At 74.4% G+C, this 15,344-nt stretch carries 13 protein-coding genes, 2 pseudogenes and 1 riboswitch; of the genes and pseudogenes, 10 read left to right on the top strand and 5 right to left on the bottom strand.

Features of this window, described 5'->3' with window-relative positions; translation table 11 throughout:
- Nucleotides 1-29: 29 nt before the first annotated feature.
- Nucleotides 30-596, top strand: a complete 567-nt coding sequence (locus OG904_RS03540; RefSeq protein WP_405487254.1) for a PadR family transcriptional regulator — start codon at nucleotides 30-32, stop codon at nucleotides 594-596.
- Nucleotides 586-1,395 carry an SGNH/GDSL hydrolase family protein gene (locus OG904_RS03535; RefSeq protein WP_405487252.1) on the top strand — a complete coding sequence of 270 codons (810 nt, stop codon included), beginning with the start codon at nucleotides 586-588 and terminating at the stop codon, nucleotides 1,393-1,395. Before OG904_RS03540 ends, OG904_RS03535 begins: the two co-directional genes overlap by 11 nt.
- A gap of 48 nt (nucleotides 1,396-1,443) precedes the next feature.
- On the opposite strand, the gene OG904_RS03530 is transcribed toward OG904_RS03535, so the two are convergent.
- Nucleotides 1,444-2,271: a methyltransferase domain-containing protein gene (locus OG904_RS03530; RefSeq protein ID WP_405487250.1), complete on the bottom strand. Its 828-nt coding sequence runs from the start codon at nucleotides 2,269-2,271 to the stop codon at nucleotides 1,444-1,446.
- 195 nt (nucleotides 2,272-2,466) lie between these two features.
- Here OG904_RS03530 and OG904_RS03525 point away from each other — a divergent pair, with 195 nt between their 5' ends.
- The 3 genes from OG904_RS03525 to OG904_RS03515 all read left to right on the top strand — a co-directional run bounded on the left by OG904_RS03525 (nucleotide 2,467) and on the right by OG904_RS03515 (nucleotide 5,641).
- Nucleotides 2,467-3,039 (top strand): TIGR03086 family metal-binding protein, encoded by a 573-nt coding sequence (locus tag OG904_RS03525; protein WP_405487248.1) that lies wholly within the window; start codon nucleotides 2,467-2,469, stop codon nucleotides 3,037-3,039.
- A 137-nt stretch (nucleotides 3,040-3,176) separates the two neighbouring features.
- On the top strand, nucleotides 3,177-4,475 hold the full coding sequence (locus OG904_RS03520; protein WP_405497740.1) for an aminotransferase class I/II-fold pyridoxal phosphate-dependent enzyme: 1,299 nt from the start codon (nucleotides 3,177-3,179) through the stop codon (nucleotides 4,473-4,475).
- Nucleotides 4,476-4,579: 104 nt separating this feature from the next.
- Nucleotides 4,580-5,641, top strand: coding sequence for an MBL fold metallo-hydrolase (locus OG904_RS03515; protein ID WP_405487246.1), 1,062 nt, complete (start codon nucleotides 4,580-4,582; stop codon nucleotides 5,639-5,641).
- Between the two features lie 151 nt (nucleotides 5,642-5,792).
- Here OG904_RS03515 and OG904_RS03510 read toward each other — a convergent pair whose 3' ends face one another.
- Both OG904_RS03510 and OG904_RS03505 read right to left on the bottom strand, forming a co-directional pair.
- Nucleotides 5,793-6,425, bottom strand: coding sequence for a DedA family protein (locus OG904_RS03510; RefSeq protein WP_405497738.1), 633 nt, complete (start codon nucleotides 6,423-6,425; stop codon nucleotides 5,793-5,795).
- A gap of 2 nt (nucleotides 6,426-6,427) precedes the next feature.
- Nucleotides 6,428-7,198, bottom strand: coding sequence for an MBL fold metallo-hydrolase (locus OG904_RS03505; RefSeq protein WP_405487244.1), 771 nt, complete (start codon nucleotides 7,196-7,198; stop codon nucleotides 6,428-6,430).
- A gap of 134 nt (nucleotides 7,199-7,332) precedes the next feature.
- Here OG904_RS03505 and OG904_RS03500 point away from each other — a divergent pair, with 134 nt between their 5' ends.
- The 5 genes and pseudogenes from OG904_RS03500 to OG904_RS03480 all read left to right on the top strand — a co-directional run.
- Complete coding sequence (locus OG904_RS03500) at nucleotides 7,333-7,737, top strand: hypothetical protein (RefSeq protein WP_405487242.1); 405 nt, start codon at nucleotides 7,333-7,335, stop codon at nucleotides 7,735-7,737.
- 154 nt (nucleotides 7,738-7,891) lie between these two features.
- Nucleotides 7,892-9,973 (top strand): phage holin family protein, encoded by a 2,082-nt coding sequence (locus OG904_RS03495; protein WP_405487240.1) that lies wholly within the window; start codon nucleotides 7,892-7,894, stop codon nucleotides 9,971-9,973.
- A 389-nt stretch (nucleotides 9,974-10,362) separates the two neighbouring features.
- Nucleotides 10,363-11,751, top strand: a complete 1,389-nt coding sequence (locus OG904_RS03490; protein WP_405487238.1) for an amino acid permease — start codon at nucleotides 10,363-10,365, stop codon at nucleotides 11,749-11,751.
- A 4-nt stretch (nucleotides 11,752-11,755) separates the two neighbouring features.
- A pseudogene (locus OG904_RS03485) lies at nucleotides 11,756-12,079 on the top strand (MoxR family ATPase); the annotation flags it as partial.
- Nucleotides 12,074-12,571 (top strand): annotated as a pseudogene (locus tag OG904_RS03480) (hypothetical protein); the annotation flags it as partial. The pseudogenes OG904_RS03485 and OG904_RS03480, both read left to right, overlap by 6 nt.
- A 22-nt stretch (nucleotides 12,572-12,593) precedes the next feature.
- Here OG904_RS03480 and OG904_RS03475 read toward each other — a convergent pair.
- Nucleotides 12,594-14,168 (bottom strand): RNA polymerase sigma factor, encoded by a 1,575-nt coding sequence (locus OG904_RS03475; RefSeq protein ID WP_405487236.1) that lies wholly within the window; start codon nucleotides 14,166-14,168, stop codon nucleotides 12,594-12,596.
- Nucleotides 14,169-14,382: 214 nt separating this feature from the next.
- On the bottom strand, nucleotides 14,383-15,144 hold the full coding sequence (locus OG904_RS03470) for a class I SAM-dependent methyltransferase (protein WP_405487234.1): 762 nt from the start codon (nucleotides 15,142-15,144) through the stop codon (nucleotides 14,383-14,385).
- An 80-nt stretch (nucleotides 15,145-15,224) separates the two neighbouring features.
- Nucleotides 15,225-15,318, top strand: a riboswitch (ZMP/ZTP riboswitch).
- Nucleotides 15,319-15,344 lie beyond the last annotated feature (26 nt).

The raw sequence follows: 15,344 nt of genomic DNA, 5'->3' as shown, positions 1-15,344 counted from the left end.
ACGCCGTCGCGCACGGAAGAGGTGGACCGATGGCTTTGCGCCACGCCGTACTGGCGGCGCTGCTCGACGAGGAGCTGAGCGGCTACCAGCTGGCCAAGGCCTTCGGCACGGGCGTGGCCAACTTCTGGCACGCCCTGCCGCAGCAGCTCTACACCGAGCTGGCCAAGCTGGAGCGCGAAGGGCTCACCGAGGGCCGGGAGGTCGTCCAGGACACCCGCCCCAACAAGCGGCTGTTCCGGGTGACCGACGCCGGACTGGCCGAGCTGGAGCGCTTCACGGCCGCCGCCACCAAGCCCTCCGTCATCCGCGACGACCTGCTCGTGAAGGTCCAGGCCGCCGACCACGTCGACACCCAGGTGCTGATCGCGCAGCTCGCGGAGCGGATCGCCTTCGCCGCGGCCAAGGCCGAGCTGTTCGAGGCGCTGCTGCGCACGATGCGCGGCGAGCGCACCGAGGAGGAGTTCCTGCTCCACGGCGCGGGGATCGGCCCCTACCTCACCTGCCTGCGCGGCCTGGAGTTCGAGCGGGCCAACCGGGCCTGGTACGAGCGCACCACGACCATCCTGAGCGAGAGGCGGGCATCCCGTGCCGAGTGACGAGCACGACCAGGACCGCGGGACGCGGTACGTGGCCCTCGGCGACAGCCAGACCGAGGGCGTCGGCGACGGCGACGACCGCACCGGGCTGCGCGGCTGCGCGGACCGGTTCGCGGAGCTGGTGGCGGCGTACGACCCCGGCGTCCGCTACGCCAACCTGGCCGTACGGGGCCGGCTCGCGGCCGGCGTGCGCGAGGGACAGCTCGGGCCGGCCCTCGCGCTCCGTCCCGACCTGGCCACCGTCGTCGCCGGGGTCAACGACGTGCTGCGGCCCCGGTTCGACGCCGACGAGGTCGCCGGGCACCTGGAAGCGATGTTCGCCGCGCTCACCGCGCAGGGCGCCCGCGTCGCCACGGTCACCTTCCCCGACATCGCGAAGCTCGTTCCGCTCGCCCGGGGCGCGGCCCCGCGCGTGGACGCGCTCAACGACCGGATACGGCGGGCCGCGGGGCGGCACGGGGTCGCCGTCGCCGACTTCGCCCGGCACGAGGCGTGCACCGACCCCCGGATGTGGAGCGCGGACCGGCTGCACGCCGCCCCGCTCGGCCACGCGATGATCGCCGCCGGTGTCGCGCACGCCCTGGGGCTGCCCGGCAGCGACGACTCCTGGACCCGCCCGCTGCCCGGGCCGCCGCCGGCCGCACCGACGGGCCTGCGGGGCGTCGCCGGGGAGGTCCGGTGGGCCGTCGGCTTCGCCGGGCCCTGGATCGGCCGTCGGCTGCGCGGGCGCTCCTCCGGGGACGGCCGTACGGCGAAGCGGCCCGAGCTGCTTCCCGTCCGCGGCCTCGTCAGCCCTTAGCGGGGGCGGGCCGTTCCGTTGGGTCGGGCGCGGAGCGTTCCGCGGGAGTCAGGCGCGGGCGATGATCTCGCCGTTCAGTACCGAGAACCAGGCGTCCGGGTCCGCGCCCCACGTGCGCCACGCGTCCGCGATGCCCGCCAGCTCCGCCTCCGTCGCGTGTCCGCCGCCGGTCGCGATCCCGGCGTAGGCCGAGGCGGTCGTACGGTCCGCCCACAGTGCTGACCACCACGCCGCCTCCTCCGCGGTCGCGTAGCACCACGAGCTCGCCGTACAGGTGGTGTCGGTGAAGCCCGCCGCCCGTGCCCAGCCGCGCAGGCGGCGTCCGGCGTCCGGCTCCCCGCCGTTGGCGCGGGCGACCCGCCGGTACAGGTCCAGCCACTCCTCCAGCCCCGGGGTCGGCGGGTACCAGGTCATCGCCGCGTAGTCCGCGTCCCGCGCGGCCACGATGCCGCCCGGGCGGCACACGCGGCGCATCTCGCGCAGGGCCTGGACCGGGTCGCCAACGTGCTGCAGTACCTGGTGGGCGTGGACCACGTCGAAGGAGTCGTCCGGGAAGTCCAGTGCGTGGACGTCGGCCGTGGCGAACCGGATGTTGGTCACTCCCCGTTCCTCCGCGTGGGCGGAGGCCTGCTCGATCACTTCCCGCGCCGCGTCCACCGCCGTGACGTGGCCGTCCGGCCCCACCAGCTCCGCCAGGTCCGCCGTGATGGTGCCCGGACCGCAGCCCACGTCCAGCACGGCCATTCCCGGGCGCAGCTCGCCGATCAGGTACGCGGCGGAGTTGCGGGCGGTGCGCCAGCGGTGCGAGCGCAGCACCGACTCGTGGTGTCCGTGGGTGTAGACGGCGGTCTCGTGCGAGGCGTGCGAGGCGTTCATGGGGAGTGGCTCCTTCGTCGTCGAAGCATTGGTTTCACCGTAAGGGATCAGTTCGTCATTTGAGATATGCGTTTTGACATGTGGACACCATCCCTGTGTGCCAAGGGGGTTCGAAGGGTCGGTGGCAGGGCGGAGCGGGTGCGAGGACAGTGAAACCGGGGGAGGACCCGACCCTGGCCAAGGACGGTGAGATCCATGCCGGACCCGCTGCTCGACCGGCACGCCGAGGCGCTGCGGCTCTTCGGTCAGTACGTGCACGCGGTCTCGGACGCCCAGTGGGACGCGCCGACGCCCTGCAGCGAATGGAGCGTGCGCGAGCTGGTCAACCACGTCACCGCGGAACAGCTGTGGATACCGCCCCTGGTCACCGACGGGCGAACCGTCGAGGACATCGGCAGCACCTTCAACGGCGACGTCCTCGGCGCGGATCCGGGCGCCGCCTGGGACGAGGCCTCGGCCGCCGCGCACACCGCCTTCGAGATCCCCGGGGCGATGGACCGGACCGTCCGCCTCTCGTACGGGCCCGCGTCCGGCTCGGCGTACTGCTCGGAACTGACCGCCGACTGCGTCGTCCACAGCTGGGACCTGGCGCGGGCCATCGGCGCCGACGACCGGCTGCCGGACGGCCTCGTCGAGTTCTCCATCAAGGAGGTCATGCCCTACGCGGACACCCTGGCCGCGAGCGGCATGTACGCCGCCCCGCTGGAGGTGCCCGCCGGAGCGAACGCGCAGACCAGGCTGCTCGCCCTGCTGGGGAGGAGCGGCTGAGGCCGCGTCGGGCCGCCGCGGGGTGGCGGCAGGCCGGTGGCGGCAGGCGACAACGGGCGACTCGGGGCAAATAACCGTATAAAGGCATGGTCGGTGAGCGCCGGGACGGCAGGAAGAGGTGGCGCGCGGTGTCGGGGATCCAGCGCACGACGGCCGAGGGCCGCGGCCCGGTCCGCTACGGCCCGCCCGCACCCCAGCCGGGCCTGCCCGTCCTGCCCGAGCTCACGGCCGTCCTCGCGTCGGCCGCCTGGCGCTCCGCCCCCGAACCCCCGGGTGGGGGAGTGCCCGTACGGGCCGCCGCGGCCCGGCACTGGGGGCGGCGCGGGCTGCCGACCGACCCCGACCAGGTGGCCGCCGGACCCGGCGCGCCCGCCCTGCTGCTCGCGCTGCTCGGCGCGTACGGCGGCGACGTCATGCTGCCCAGGCCGTGTCCCGCGTGGTGGACCCCGCAGGTCCGGCTGCTGGGACGGCGGGCCTACCACGTGCCGACCCCGGCCGAGTGCGGTGGCGTGCCCGACCCGTACGCCCTGCTGGAGACCGTGCGCCGGGTGCGCGCGGAGGGCGGCGACCCGCGCGTGCTGCTGCTGTCCGTCGCCGACGACCCGACGGCGACCGTCCCGCCGCCCGAGCTGCTGCGGGAGGCCTGCGAGGCCGCGGCTTCGGCCGGGCTGTTCGTCATCAGCGACGAGACCTGGCGCGACACCGTGCACCGGCCCGGCCGAGGCTCCCAGGGTTTCCAGGACACCGGCGGCTCCCACTCCCTCCAGGACCCCCGCGACACCCGTGGCGCGCACGACACCCTCGTCGTCCTCAGTCCCGCCGAGATGCTGCCGGACGAGACCGCCGTGCTCCTCGACCTGTCCGGTGCGCTGCTGCCCGCGGGCTGGCCCGCAGCCGTCATCCGCTTCCCCGGCACCCCGCACGGCACGTGGCTGCGGGCCCGGACCCTGGACGTCCTCACCGCCACGGGCGGCTCCGTCGCGGGCCCCGTCGCCGGGGCCGCCGCGCACGCCCTGGACGAGCCCCCCGCCGTCGCCGCACGCGCCGCCGCGGCCGCCGCCCTGCACGGTGCGGTGGCCGGCGCCGCGCACCGGGAACTGCTGGCCGTCGGGGCGCTCGCCAGGCCCCCGCAGGCGGGCCGGCACCTCTACGCCGACCTGACACCGCTGCGCGCGGGCCTCGCCCGCCAGGGGGTCGGCGACGCCATGGAGCTGGAGGACTGGCTGGGCGGGCGGCTCGGCGCGCCGACGCCCGGCGGGCAGCGGTTCGCCGACGAGCCGGTCGCGCTGCGGGTCCGCCTGTCGACCGGACCGCTGCTGGGAACCACTCCGGAGGAACGGCTCGCCGCGCTCACCGCGGGCGACCCCCTCGAACTGCCCCACGTACGGGGCTCGCTGGACCGGCTCCGGTCGGTCCTCGCCGGACTGTCCGACTGACGCCGCGGCCGGCACCCGGCTGACGCCCCCGACCGAACCGCACCCGACCGAACCGCACCCGGCCGAACCGCACCCGGCTGGCGCCGGTGAACGGAGACTTCTCGATGAGGGACCAGACGGACGCCCCCGAAGCCCCCGTCCCGGACGCGCCCGCCGCTGCGGGCGTACGGCGGGCACCGGTGCGGTCGGCTGCGGCTCCGGCGGGGGTGCGGCCGCTCGGCGAGCACCGGCTGTGGCCGCGCTCCTTCGCGGACCGGCTGACCACCCCGCTGCCGGGGCTCCGGGCGTTCGCCCGTCTCGCCCGCGAGGGCGCCTTCCGGCCCGACCCCGCGGGGCTGCGCGGCATCCCGGACCTGCCCTACGAGCCCGCCCCGCTGCCCGCGGTGGCCCCGGGGACGGTGTCCGTCACCTGGGCCGGGCACGCCAGCTGGATCCTGCGGACCGGCGGGCTGACCGTACTCACCGACCCCGTCTGGTCCCGCCGGATCCTCGGCACGCCCGCGCGGATGACCCCCGTCGGGGTGCGCTGGGAGGAACTGCCGCCCGTCGACGCCGTGGTGATCAGCCACAACCACTACGACCACCTCGACGCCCCCACCCTCAAGCGCCTCCCGCGCCGGACGCCCCTCTTCGTCCCGGCCGGCCTCGCACGCTGGTGCCGGCGCCGGGGCTTCACCCGGGTCACCGAACTCGACTGGTGGGAGTCGGCCGAACTGGACGGCGTACGGTTCGACTTCGTGCCCGCGCACCACTGGTCGAAGCGGTCGCTGCTCGACGCGTGCCGCACGCTGTGGGGCGGGTGGATCCTCACCGATGCGCGGGGCGGGGCGCCGAAGCAGGTCTACTTCGCGGGGGACACCGGCTACGGCCACTGGTTCGCGGAGATCGGGCGGCGGTATCCCGGTATCGACCTCGCGCTGCTGCCGATCGGCGCGTACGCGCCGCGGTGGTGGCTGCGGGACGTGCACGCGGATCCGGAGGAGGCCGTGCAGGCCTGTCTGGACCTCGGGGCGCGGCGGATGGCCCCCATGCACTGGGGGACCTTCGCGCTCTCCTCGGAGCCCGTCATGGAGCCGCTCCAGCGGGTCCGGGCGGCGTGGGCCCGTACCGGGCTGCCCCGGGACCGCCTCTGGGACCTGCCGGTCGGGGCCTCCCGCGCGCTGTAGCCCCCGCTCCTCAAACGCCGGAGGGGCTGGAAAATCAAGCCCCGCCGGCGATTGAGGCGATCTTTTCAGCCCCGCCGGCGTTTGAGGAGCGGGGTCCGGGGTCCGGGCCCCGGCAGCGGCGCCGCCCCGGGACCGTTCCCGACCGGCCAGGTCAGCGGCGGCGCCACAGCGCAGGGGCTCCGCTGATCGCCAGGGTGAGGCCCACCGCCAGGGCCACGCCCTTCCAGGGGTCCGAGAAGAGGGAGCCGCCCAGGATGCCGATCAGGCCGTAGGTCGCCGCCCAGGCCAGGCAGGCGGGGGCGTCGCCGCGGGCGAAGCGGCGCAGCGGTAGCTCCGCCAGGAGGCAGGCCAGCATCACCGGGATGCGGCCGGCCGGCACCAGGCGGGAGACCACCAGGACCAGTACGCCGTGCTCGTCCAGCTTCCGCTGCGCCTGGGCGAGGCGTTCCGGGCTGGCCCGGCGCCGCAGGGCCTCCAGCCACCGGGAGCCGCCCCGGGAGCGCACCCCGCGCCGGCCCAGCCAGTACAGCGCCAGGTCCCCGGTGAACGCGGCCAGCGAGGACACCCCGAACACCAGCAGCAGGCCGAAGGGGAGGGACTCCTGGTGGAAGGCCACCACCGACGCCGTACTGACCAGCGCGCCCGTCGGAATGACCGGCACCAGCGCGCCCAGCGCCACCAGCACGAACAGGGTCGGATAGCCGACCGCCTGCTGGGTGGATTCGGGCGGGGTCTGGGCGGCGGCCTCCGCCAGCCGCACCAGGGCGGAGGCCGCCGCGGGCATCGTCACGGCAGCCGCACCCGCTCACCGTGTACGGGTACCCGTACCGTCACCTTCGGCGCCTCCCGGCGCGCGCACCGCACGAACTCCTCGCCCGGCGAGTGGAACTCGTGCGGCCGGACCGCGTCCATCCCGATCGGCCAGTACGTCCCCCAGTGCACCGGAACCGCCGCCGCCGGCGCCAGCAGGGCCAGCGCCCGCGCCGCGCCCGCCGGGTCCAGGTGCCCCGGACCCAGGTACGGTCCCCAGCCGCCCACCGGCAGCAGCGCCACGTCCACGGGCCCGACCTCACCGGCCATCGCGTCGAACAGCCCGGTGTCCCCGGCGAAGTAGGTGCGGGCCGAGCCCTCGATGACGTACCCGAGCGCGGGTGCCCGCTGGGGGCCGAACGGCAGCCGGCGTCCGTCGTGCCGCGCGCTGACCGCCCGTACCCGTACGCCGTCCCCCGCACCGGCCACGTCACCCGGCGCCATCTCCGTGGCCTCCAGACCCCGGGCGCGCACCATCCGCGCCAGCCCCGGCACCGCGCCCCGCGCCCCGCGCGGCAGCAGCAGCCGGGTCCCGGGCGCGAGCCGCGCCAGCGAGGGCAGGTGCAGGTGGTCGGCGTGCAGGTGCGAGACGAGCACCGCGTCGGCCACCGCCGCCTCCGGCGGGGGCACCGCCCCGCGCCGCCGCCGCAGGTGCGCCAGCCGGCGCGCGAAGAGCGGGTCCGTCAGCAGCCGGACACCGGAGTCCTCGACCGTGCACGTGGCGTGGCCCCACCAGGTGATCTCCACCGGCCCCTGATCCCCTCCCTCGTCCCGCGCCCGCGCGGTCCCGTCGAGCCTAAAGGCTGCCCGCCGAAACCGCCCGGAACCGGGCCCCGACGCCCTCTCCTCCCCGGCGGCGGATCGGAGTAGGGTCGGGCGGCATGGATGAGCTGCGCGTGGCCGCGATCACCAGCCTGGCCCCGCTGGAGGATCTGGACGCCGATCCCTTCGCCGTCGACACCCGGAGCCAGCACGCCATGTGCGCCCGCTGGGCCGCCGACCGGGGCTACGTCGTGACCCGGCAGCTGTTCGTCTACGGGCTGCGCGCCGACCACTGCGGGCTCTGGAACGACATCGACGCCGGCCGCGTCGACCTGTTCGTCACGGCCAACCACCGGGTGCTGACCCGCGCGCTGCACTCCGTGGACGAGTTCACCGCCGAGTGCGAGCGGCGCGGGGTACGGCTGGAAACCGCCGGTCTCGAAGAGCCCCGCTACACCTCCGCGATGAAGGCCGAGGTGCACCGCCGCCTCTCCATGCCGACGGCCGGCTACGACGGCACGTAGGCCGCCGGCCGCCCGCGTCCGACCCCGCCGCCTTCCGTACGCATATCCGCCACCCGTGTCATCCGGCCGTCCGGGCGCCCCTGTGCGAGCCTGGAGACCGTGGGACGGGGGCTCGTCGGCGCGGTGCGGGCCACGGTGGTGAGGCGGGTTCGGCGTGCTGCGAGGCCGGTGGCGGAGTGCGGGCAGCGCCCTGGTGCGGGTCGTCCTGGTCTGGGCGGTTTCCACCCTCACCATGCTCGTCCTGGCCGGCATCCTCCCCGACTTCCGGCTCCAGGGCGGCGGAGACGACGACAGCATCACGCAGATCGGGCTGACGGCCGCTCTCGGCGCCGGGGCGTTCGGTCTGCTGAGCGCACTGGTCTGGCCGGTTCTCGTCCGCGCCCTGCTGCTCGTACCGGCCCTGGTGCTCGGCCTGCTCGTGTTCTTCCTCAACGGTTCGCTGCTGCTGATAGCGCTCAGCCTGATCCCGGCCGGCCGCGGCGAGTTGGCCCCGGAAACGGCCGTGGTCGTCGCCGCCGTGATGTCCGCCGTGGCCTCCGCGACCTCCACCGCGCTCGCCGTACGGGACGACGAGGCCTACCGGCGCCGGCTCTACCGGCTGGCCGACCGCCGCCGGCGCCGCCAGCGCCGCGAAGGGACGCCCGGCGCCGGCGAATGCGCGCCCGCCCTGGTGTTCCTGCAGCTCGACGGGGTCGGGTACGAGGTGCTGCGGCACGCGGCGGGCAGCGGTCTGATGCCGACGGTGGCCGACTGGCTCGACCGCAGCCACCGCATCACCTCCTGGCGGACCGACTGGTCCAGCCAGACCGGCGCCAGCCAGCTCGGCATCCTGCACGGCTCCAACTTCGACGTACCGGCCTTCCGCTGGTACGAGAAGGACACCGGCGAGGTGGTGGTCTGCAACCGGCCCACCAGCGCCGCCGAGCTCCAGCGGCGCGCGGTCGAACGCACCCGGAACGGCGGCCTGCTCACCCTCGACGGAGCCAGCCGCGGCAACCTCTTCAGCGGCGGCGCCGACCAACTGGCCCTGGTCCTGTCGGTCTCCGCCCGGCGGGGCCCGGACAACCGCTCCCGCGCCGGCTACTTCGCGTACTTCTCCGACCCGGCCAACGCCGTCCGCACCGCGCTCTCCTTCGTCGCCGAAGTGGCCCGCGAGATCATCCAGTCGCTGCGGAGCCGTGTGCGCGGGGACCGGCCGCGCGTCGCGCGCGGCGGGCTCTACCCGCTGATCCGGGCCTTCGCGACGGTGGTGGAGCGCGACGTCGTGGTGGCGGCGGTGATCGGCGACATGCTGGCCGGGCGCGCCGCGGTCTACGCGGACCTGGTCGCCTACGACGAGGTCGCCCACCACTCGGGCCCGCGCGCCCGGGACACCGAGCAGGTGCTCGCCCGGCTCGACCGCAGCCTCGCCCTGATCGCACGGGTGGCCGAGCACGCGCCGCGGGAGTACCGGATCGTGCCGCTCTCGGACCACGGCCAGAGCCCGGGGGAGACCTTCCTGGCGCGGTACGGGCTCACCCTGAAGGACCTGGTCCGCGCGGGCTGCGGGCTGCCGGTGTCCCGGCGGGCCGGCCGCACCCACAGCGGGGCCGAGGCACGTGCCGCCGTACGGGCCGCCCTGCACCGGCCGGTCGAGGAGGAGGCCGGGGAGGCGCACCCCGCGGCGGGCCCGGACCCGGTGGTGCTGGCGTCGGGCAACCTGGGGCTGATCTCCTTCCCGGACCTGCCCGGCCGGGCCTCGCGGGAGCGGATCGACCGCGCGCACCCGGCGCTCCTGGCGACCCTGGCGAACCACCCCGGGGTCGGGTTCCTGCTGGTCGACGGGGTGGTGCTGGGGCCGGGCGGGGCCGAGGCGCGGCTGGACGAGGCGGGCGCGGCGGAGGAGCTGCTGGCCCGCTTCGGGCCGGGCGCGGCGCAGGCGGTGCGGCGGACCGACACCTTCCCGCACGTGGCCGACGTGATGGTGAACTCGGCGTACGACCCGGAGACGGGCGCGGTGCACGCCTTCGAGGAGCAGATCGGCTCCCACGGCGGCCTGGGCGGGGAGCAGGGGCACCCGTTCCTGATGTGGCCGGCGGAACTGTCCGAGCCGGGGTCCCGGCCCGGCGGTGAGCTGGTGGGCGCGGAGGCCGTGCACGCCGTACTGCACCGCTGGCTCCGCGAGGCGGACGGCCCCCAGGTCCCGGTGGACCCGCAGCCACGGTCGCCGCAGGCCGAGGCCCCACCGCCCCCCTGACCACCCGGGCCCCGGCTGGCCCCGGCCCGGGCCGCTGCCCCGGCCCCCGGCCCTGAACCCCGGCCCCGGCCCCCGCCCTGAACCCCGGCCCCGGCCCCGGCCCCCGCCCTGAACCCCGGCCCCGGCCCCGGCCCCCGCCCTGAACCCCGGCCCCGGCCCCGGCCCCCGGCCCTGAACCCCGGCCCCGGCCCCGAACCCCTGCCCCTGCCTCCGGCCCCGGCCTTCCCACCACGGGCGGAAAATCCCCGGCCGAAGGGGGCTGCCGGCGCAAGACCTCCCTCCGTCACGCGGCCCGGACGGGATGAAAACCACTGATTTGGTGCGGCTCCGGCGATACCTGAGCATGTGTCGACCTGTCCAGCATGTGAAACACCCGAGGCCCGCGACCCGTGAGCACCACCCCTGCCATATCCCCCGCAGCACCCCCCACGAGCACCGGAGCGGCAGCGACCCCGCACGCCCGCCGGTTCGGCCTGCCGATCGCGACCTGCCTGGTCATGGGCAACATCATCGGCGGCGGCATCTTCCTGCTCCCCGCCTCGGTGGCCCCGTTCGGCACCATCAGCCTCGTCGCCTTCGCCGTCCTCACCGCCGGCGCGATCGCGCTCGCGCTGGTCTTCGGCCGGCTCGCCGAACGCCACCCGCAGACCGGCGGCCCGTACATCTACGCCCGCGCGGCCTTCGGCGACTTCGCCGGATTCCTCGCCGCCTGGAGCTACTGGATCACCACCTGGGTCTCCAACGCGGCCCTCGCCGTGGCCTCGGTCGGCTACCTCTGCGTGCTCTTCCCGGCCGTGGGCGCGCACAAGTGGTCCATGTGCCTGGCCGCCCTCACCGTGCAGTGGCTGCCCGCGCTCGCCAACCTGGCCGGCACCCGGTACGTGGGCCAGGTCCAGCTCATCGCCACCGTGCTGAAGTTCGCGCCGCTGCTGCTGGTCGCCGTCGGTGGGCTGTTCTTCTTCGACCCCGCCAACCTCGGCCCGTTCCGGGCCACCGGCCAGAGCCCGATCGGCGCCGTCTCCGCCGCCGCCGCGATGCTGCTCTTCAGCTACCTCGGCGTCGAATCGGCCGCCGTCAGCGCGGGCGAGGTCCGCGACCCGGCCCGCAACGTCGGCCGGGCCACCATCCTCGGCACCGCGGGCGCGGCCGTCGTCTACCTGCTCGGCACCCTCGCCGTCTTCGGCCTGGTCGCCCACGAGCAGCTGGTCGGCTCCACCGCCCCCTTCTCCGACGCGGTCGACGCCATGTTCGGCGGAACCTGGGGCGGCACGCTCGTGGCCTGCGCCGCCGTCATCTCGATGGTCGGCGCCCTCAACGGCTGGACCCTGCTCAGCGCGCAGACCCCGTACGCCGCCGCGAAGGACGGCCTCTTCCCGAAGGCCTTCACGACGAAGAGGCGCGGGGTCCCGGTCGTCGGCGTGATCGTCACCGTGATCCTGGCCTCCGGCCTCACCCTCTACAACTACACGTCCGGCTCGGACGGGGTCTTCGAGGTGCTGGTCCTGATCACCACCTTCACCGCGACCGTCCCGTACCTGCTCTCCACCGCCGCGCAGATCTACTTCCTCGCCTCGGGGCAGTCCGGGCGCGTCCACCGGGGCCGGCTGGTCCGCGACGCCGTCCTGGCCTGCACGGCCTTCGCCTTCTCCATGTGGCTGGTCGCGGGCTCCGGTTACGCGGCCGTCTACCAGGGCGTGCTGTTCCTGTTCGGGGGCGTCCTCGTGTACGCGGTGATGTCCGCCCGCAAGCAGCGCGGGGGCGTCCGGCCCGCGGCGTAGGAAAACGGACCGCCCCGACCATCTCTGGGCGCAGCCGCCCAAGACGGAGGAGCCCTTCTCCACGCCGCGCTCCTGGCACATGCTCTCCGACGCCCTGCACTCCTTCGGGCCGGAGCTGGACGAGCAGACGCTCGGGGTGCTCGCGCACGGCACGCTCACCCCCGCGCACGCCGTCTCCTTCCGCGGCTACGCCAAGATCGTCCGCCACACCTTCGGGATCGAGGCGGTCATGAAGGGCGAGGCGGGCTGGCCGCGCGGCCCGGAGGACCGGCACCTGCTGTACTACCTGGCCGAAGCCTTCCGGGGGCGCCTGATCAAGGAACTGCCGCGTCCGGAGCCGGTACGCAGCTTCGCGCGGCCGGCCCGCCGCCAGGCATCCACCCCGGACATCCCGCGCGCGGGCCGGTACTTCCCGGTCGAGGAGACCGCCCGCTGCACCTTCGGAGTGGTGCTCGACACCTCGGGGTCGATGGTCACCGCCCTGCTCGGCAAGGCGCTCGGCGCCATCGCCTCTTACACCGAAGCCCGCGACGTTCCGGCGGCACGCGTCGTGTTCTGCGACGCGGCGCCGTACGACGCGGGCTATCTGCCCCCGGCCGAAATCGCGGGCCGGGTGAAGGTCCGGGGCCGGGGCGGGACCGTACTGCAGCCGGGGATCGACCTGCTGCTCCGGGCGGAGGACTTCCCGCCCGGGGCCCCGGTGCTGGTGATCACGGACGGGTGGATCGACACCCTGCGGATCCGGCGCGAGCACGCCTTCCTGGTTCCGCAGGGCGCCTCCCTGCCGTTCACGCCCCTCGGGCCGGTCTTCCGACTGGCCCGAGGGGCGCCTCCCCGCTTTTTTAGTCGAGGTAGTCGCGCAGCACCTGCGAGCGCGACGGGTGGCGGAGCTTGGACATGGTCTTCGACTCGATCTGGCGGATGCGCTCACGGGTGACCCCGTACACGCGGCCGATCTCGTCGAGGGTCTTCGGCTGGCCGTCGTTGAGGCCGTACCGCATGGAGACCACGCCCGCCTCGCGCTCCGAGAGCGTGCCCAGGATCGACTGGAGCTGCTCCTGGAGGAAGGTGAAGGAGACCGCGTCGGCCGGCACGACCGCCTCGGAGTCCTCGATGAGGTCACCGAACTCGCTGTCGCCCTCCTCACCCAGCGGGGTGTGCAGGGAGATCGGCTCGCGGCCGTACTTCTGGACCTCGATGACCTTCTCGGGGGTCATGTCGAGTTCCTTGCCCAGCTCCTCCGGAGTGGGCTCCCGGCCGAGGTCCTGGAGCATCTGGCGCTGGACGCGGGCCAGCTTGTTGATGATCTCGACCATGTGGACGGGGATGCGGATGGTGCGCGACTGGTCGGCCATGGCACGCGTGATCGCCTGCCGGATCCACCAGGTCGCGTACGTGGAGAACTTGAAGCCCTTGGTGTAGTCGAACTTCTCCACCGCGCGGATCAGACCGACGTTGCCCTCCTGGATCAGGTCCAGGAAGAGCATGCCGCGGCCGGTGTAGCGCTTGGCGAGGGAGACCACGAGGCGGAGGTTGGCCTCCAGCAGGTGGTTCTTGGCCCGGCGGCCGTCCTCGACGAGGATCTCCAGCTCGCGCTTGAACGCGGGCTTGTGGTCCTCCTCCTCTTCGAGCTTGTACTCGGAGAAGAGACCGGCCTCGATGCGCTTGGCGAGCTCGACCTCCTGCTCGGCGTTGAGCAGCGGCACCTTGCCGATGAGCTTGAGGTAGTCCTTGACGGGGTCGGCGGTGGCGCCGGCGACCATGACGGTCTGCGCCGGGGCGTCGTCCTCGTCGTCGTCGGACAGGACGAAGCCCGCGCTGCCGCCCGTCTTGGGCGTTTCCTTCTCGTCGCCCTCGTCGAGGTCCTCGGCTGCCCAGTCCTCGCCCTCGGCCACGGGCGGCTCGGCCTCGTCGCCGTCCTTGGCGGTCTTCTTCGTGGCGGCGGTCTTCTTGACCGCGGTCTTCTTCGCGGCGGTCTTCTTGACCGTCCGCTTCTTCGGCGCGGCGGCGGCCTCGGCCGCCACCTCCTCCTCGGTCCCGGAGGCCGTCGGGTCGGATATCGCCGCGGCGGTGGCGGGGGCCGCCGTCTTGCGCGCACCGATGAGGCGCGGCGGGGCGGCAGCCTTCTTGGTGACGGCACGCGCCGGGGCGGCGGCCGCCTTGCGCGGCTTCTTGGCGGCAGCCTTCGTGGCGGGCGCGGCGCTGACGTGCAGCGCGACGCCCTCCTCGTCCAGGACCTGGTTCAGGCTGCGCAGGACCCGCTTCCACTGGTCCACCGGGATGCGGCCGGCCTCGAAGGCCTGTCGCACGTCATCACCGTTGATGTGACCCTGCTCGCGGCCGCGCTCGACAAGCGCGACCAGGGCCTCGGATTCGGCGATCTCCGTGGGGAACGTACGGGACGGGCTGAGCGACACAAGGAGCCTCTCGTTGCGAACAGATAAAGGGGTGGCGGGACATCATCGCGCGAACTTGGGAAACAGACCCGAGGGGGGTCTGTATTCCGGGCCGCACGAGGACACCTGTCGGTTCATCGCATGCCCGAGTAGATTCGTTACGCGCTGAATTGAGTGACCTGCGCCACGCTGTGACCGGGCAACCGATCGGTGGTGGTCGCGTCCGCCCTTTTTGTCAGCCCGTTTTGCGGGCCTCGATCAGGAATCGGGCGGTGTGCGCGACGAACGGGCCCTCGCGCTCGATCTGTTCGTGCAGCTCGCGCAACCGGTCCCGATGCTGCCCGACCGTGAAGCCCGGCACCATCCAGATCACCTTCCGTAGAAAGTAGATCACGGCTCCGATGTCGTTGAACTCGGTCCGCAGCCGTTCCGAGCGCAGCTCGACCACCTCCAGTCCCGCCCCGGTGGCCCCGGCGACCGCGTCGTCGGGGTGCCGGCCGCGCCGGACCGCCTCCGGCTGCGGGCCCAGGAAGTACTCGACGAGCTCGAAGACGCTCGCCGGACCGACCTGCTGGGAGAGGTAGCTGCCGCCGGGCCGCAGCACCCGCGCGATCTCCTCCCACCAGATCGTCACCGGATGCCGGCTGACGACGAGGTCGAAGGCCTCGTCGCCGAAGGGCAGCGGCGGCTCGTCGGCGTCCGCGACCACCACCGCGCCGAGCGGGTGCAGCAGCCGGGTCGCCTTGCCGATGTTCGGCGGCCAGGACTCGGTGGCCACCGTCAGCGGGGGCAGGGGCCCCGCTCCGGCGAGGACCTCGCCGCCGCCGGTCTGGATGTCCAGGACGGACCGGACCTGCGCCAGACGCTCCCCCAGGAGGCGCTGGTAGCCCCAGGAGGGGCGCTGCTCGGTGGCGCGGCCGTCGAGCCAGGAGAAGTCCCAGCCGTCCACGGAGACGGACTCGGCTTCCGCGACGAGATGGTCGAATGTGCGCGTCATGTCTCGATCGTCCCAGGTCGGACGCCGGTCATCCACCGGATTGCCGGGCGGTGGGCGCCGGCGGGGTTCGCCTACACTGGGCGGCGGGCCGTGACTGGCGTTCGGGTGGATCACCACCGGGGAGCGGCCCGGCGTGCTCCCGTACGTCGACTGCCGCGCGCCTGGGCGAACCGCGATCCCGCAGCGACGCTCAGGAGACC

The organism is Streptomyces sp. NBC_00096, assembly GCF_045041305.1.
Taxonomy (GTDB): Bacteria; Actinomycetota; Actinomycetes; order Streptomycetales; family Streptomycetaceae; genus Streptomyces.
This window is presented reverse-complemented; position numbering and strand designations above follow the sequence as displayed.

Bases quoted from the DNA above. Each gene is read 5' to 3' on its own strand.
- OG904_RS03540 (WP_405487254.1), top strand. From the start codon at position 30: ATGGCTTTGCGCCACGCCGTACTGGCGGCGCTGCTCGACGAGGAGCTG.
- OG904_RS03530 (WP_405487250.1), bottom strand. From the start codon at position 2,271: ATGAACGCCTCGCACGCCTCGCACGAGACCGCCGTCTACACCCACGGA.
- OG904_RS03525 (WP_405487248.1), top strand. From the start codon at position 2,467: ATGCCGGACCCGCTGCTCGACCGGCACGCCGAGGCGCTGCGGCTCTTC.
- OG904_RS03515 (WP_405487246.1), top strand. From the start codon at position 4,580: ATGAGGGACCAGACGGACGCCCCCGAAGCCCCCGTCCCGGACGCGCCC.
- OG904_RS03510 (WP_405497738.1), bottom strand. From the start codon at position 6,425: ATGCCCGCGGCGGCCTCCGCCCTGGTGCGGCTGGCGGAGGCCGCCGCC.
- OG904_RS03500 (WP_405487242.1), top strand. From the start codon at position 7,333: ATGGATGAGCTGCGCGTGGCCGCGATCACCAGCCTGGCCCCGCTGGAG.
- OG904_RS03470 (WP_405487234.1), bottom strand. From the start codon at position 15,144: ATGACGCGCACATTCGACCATCTCGTCGCGGAAGCCGAGTCCGTCTCC.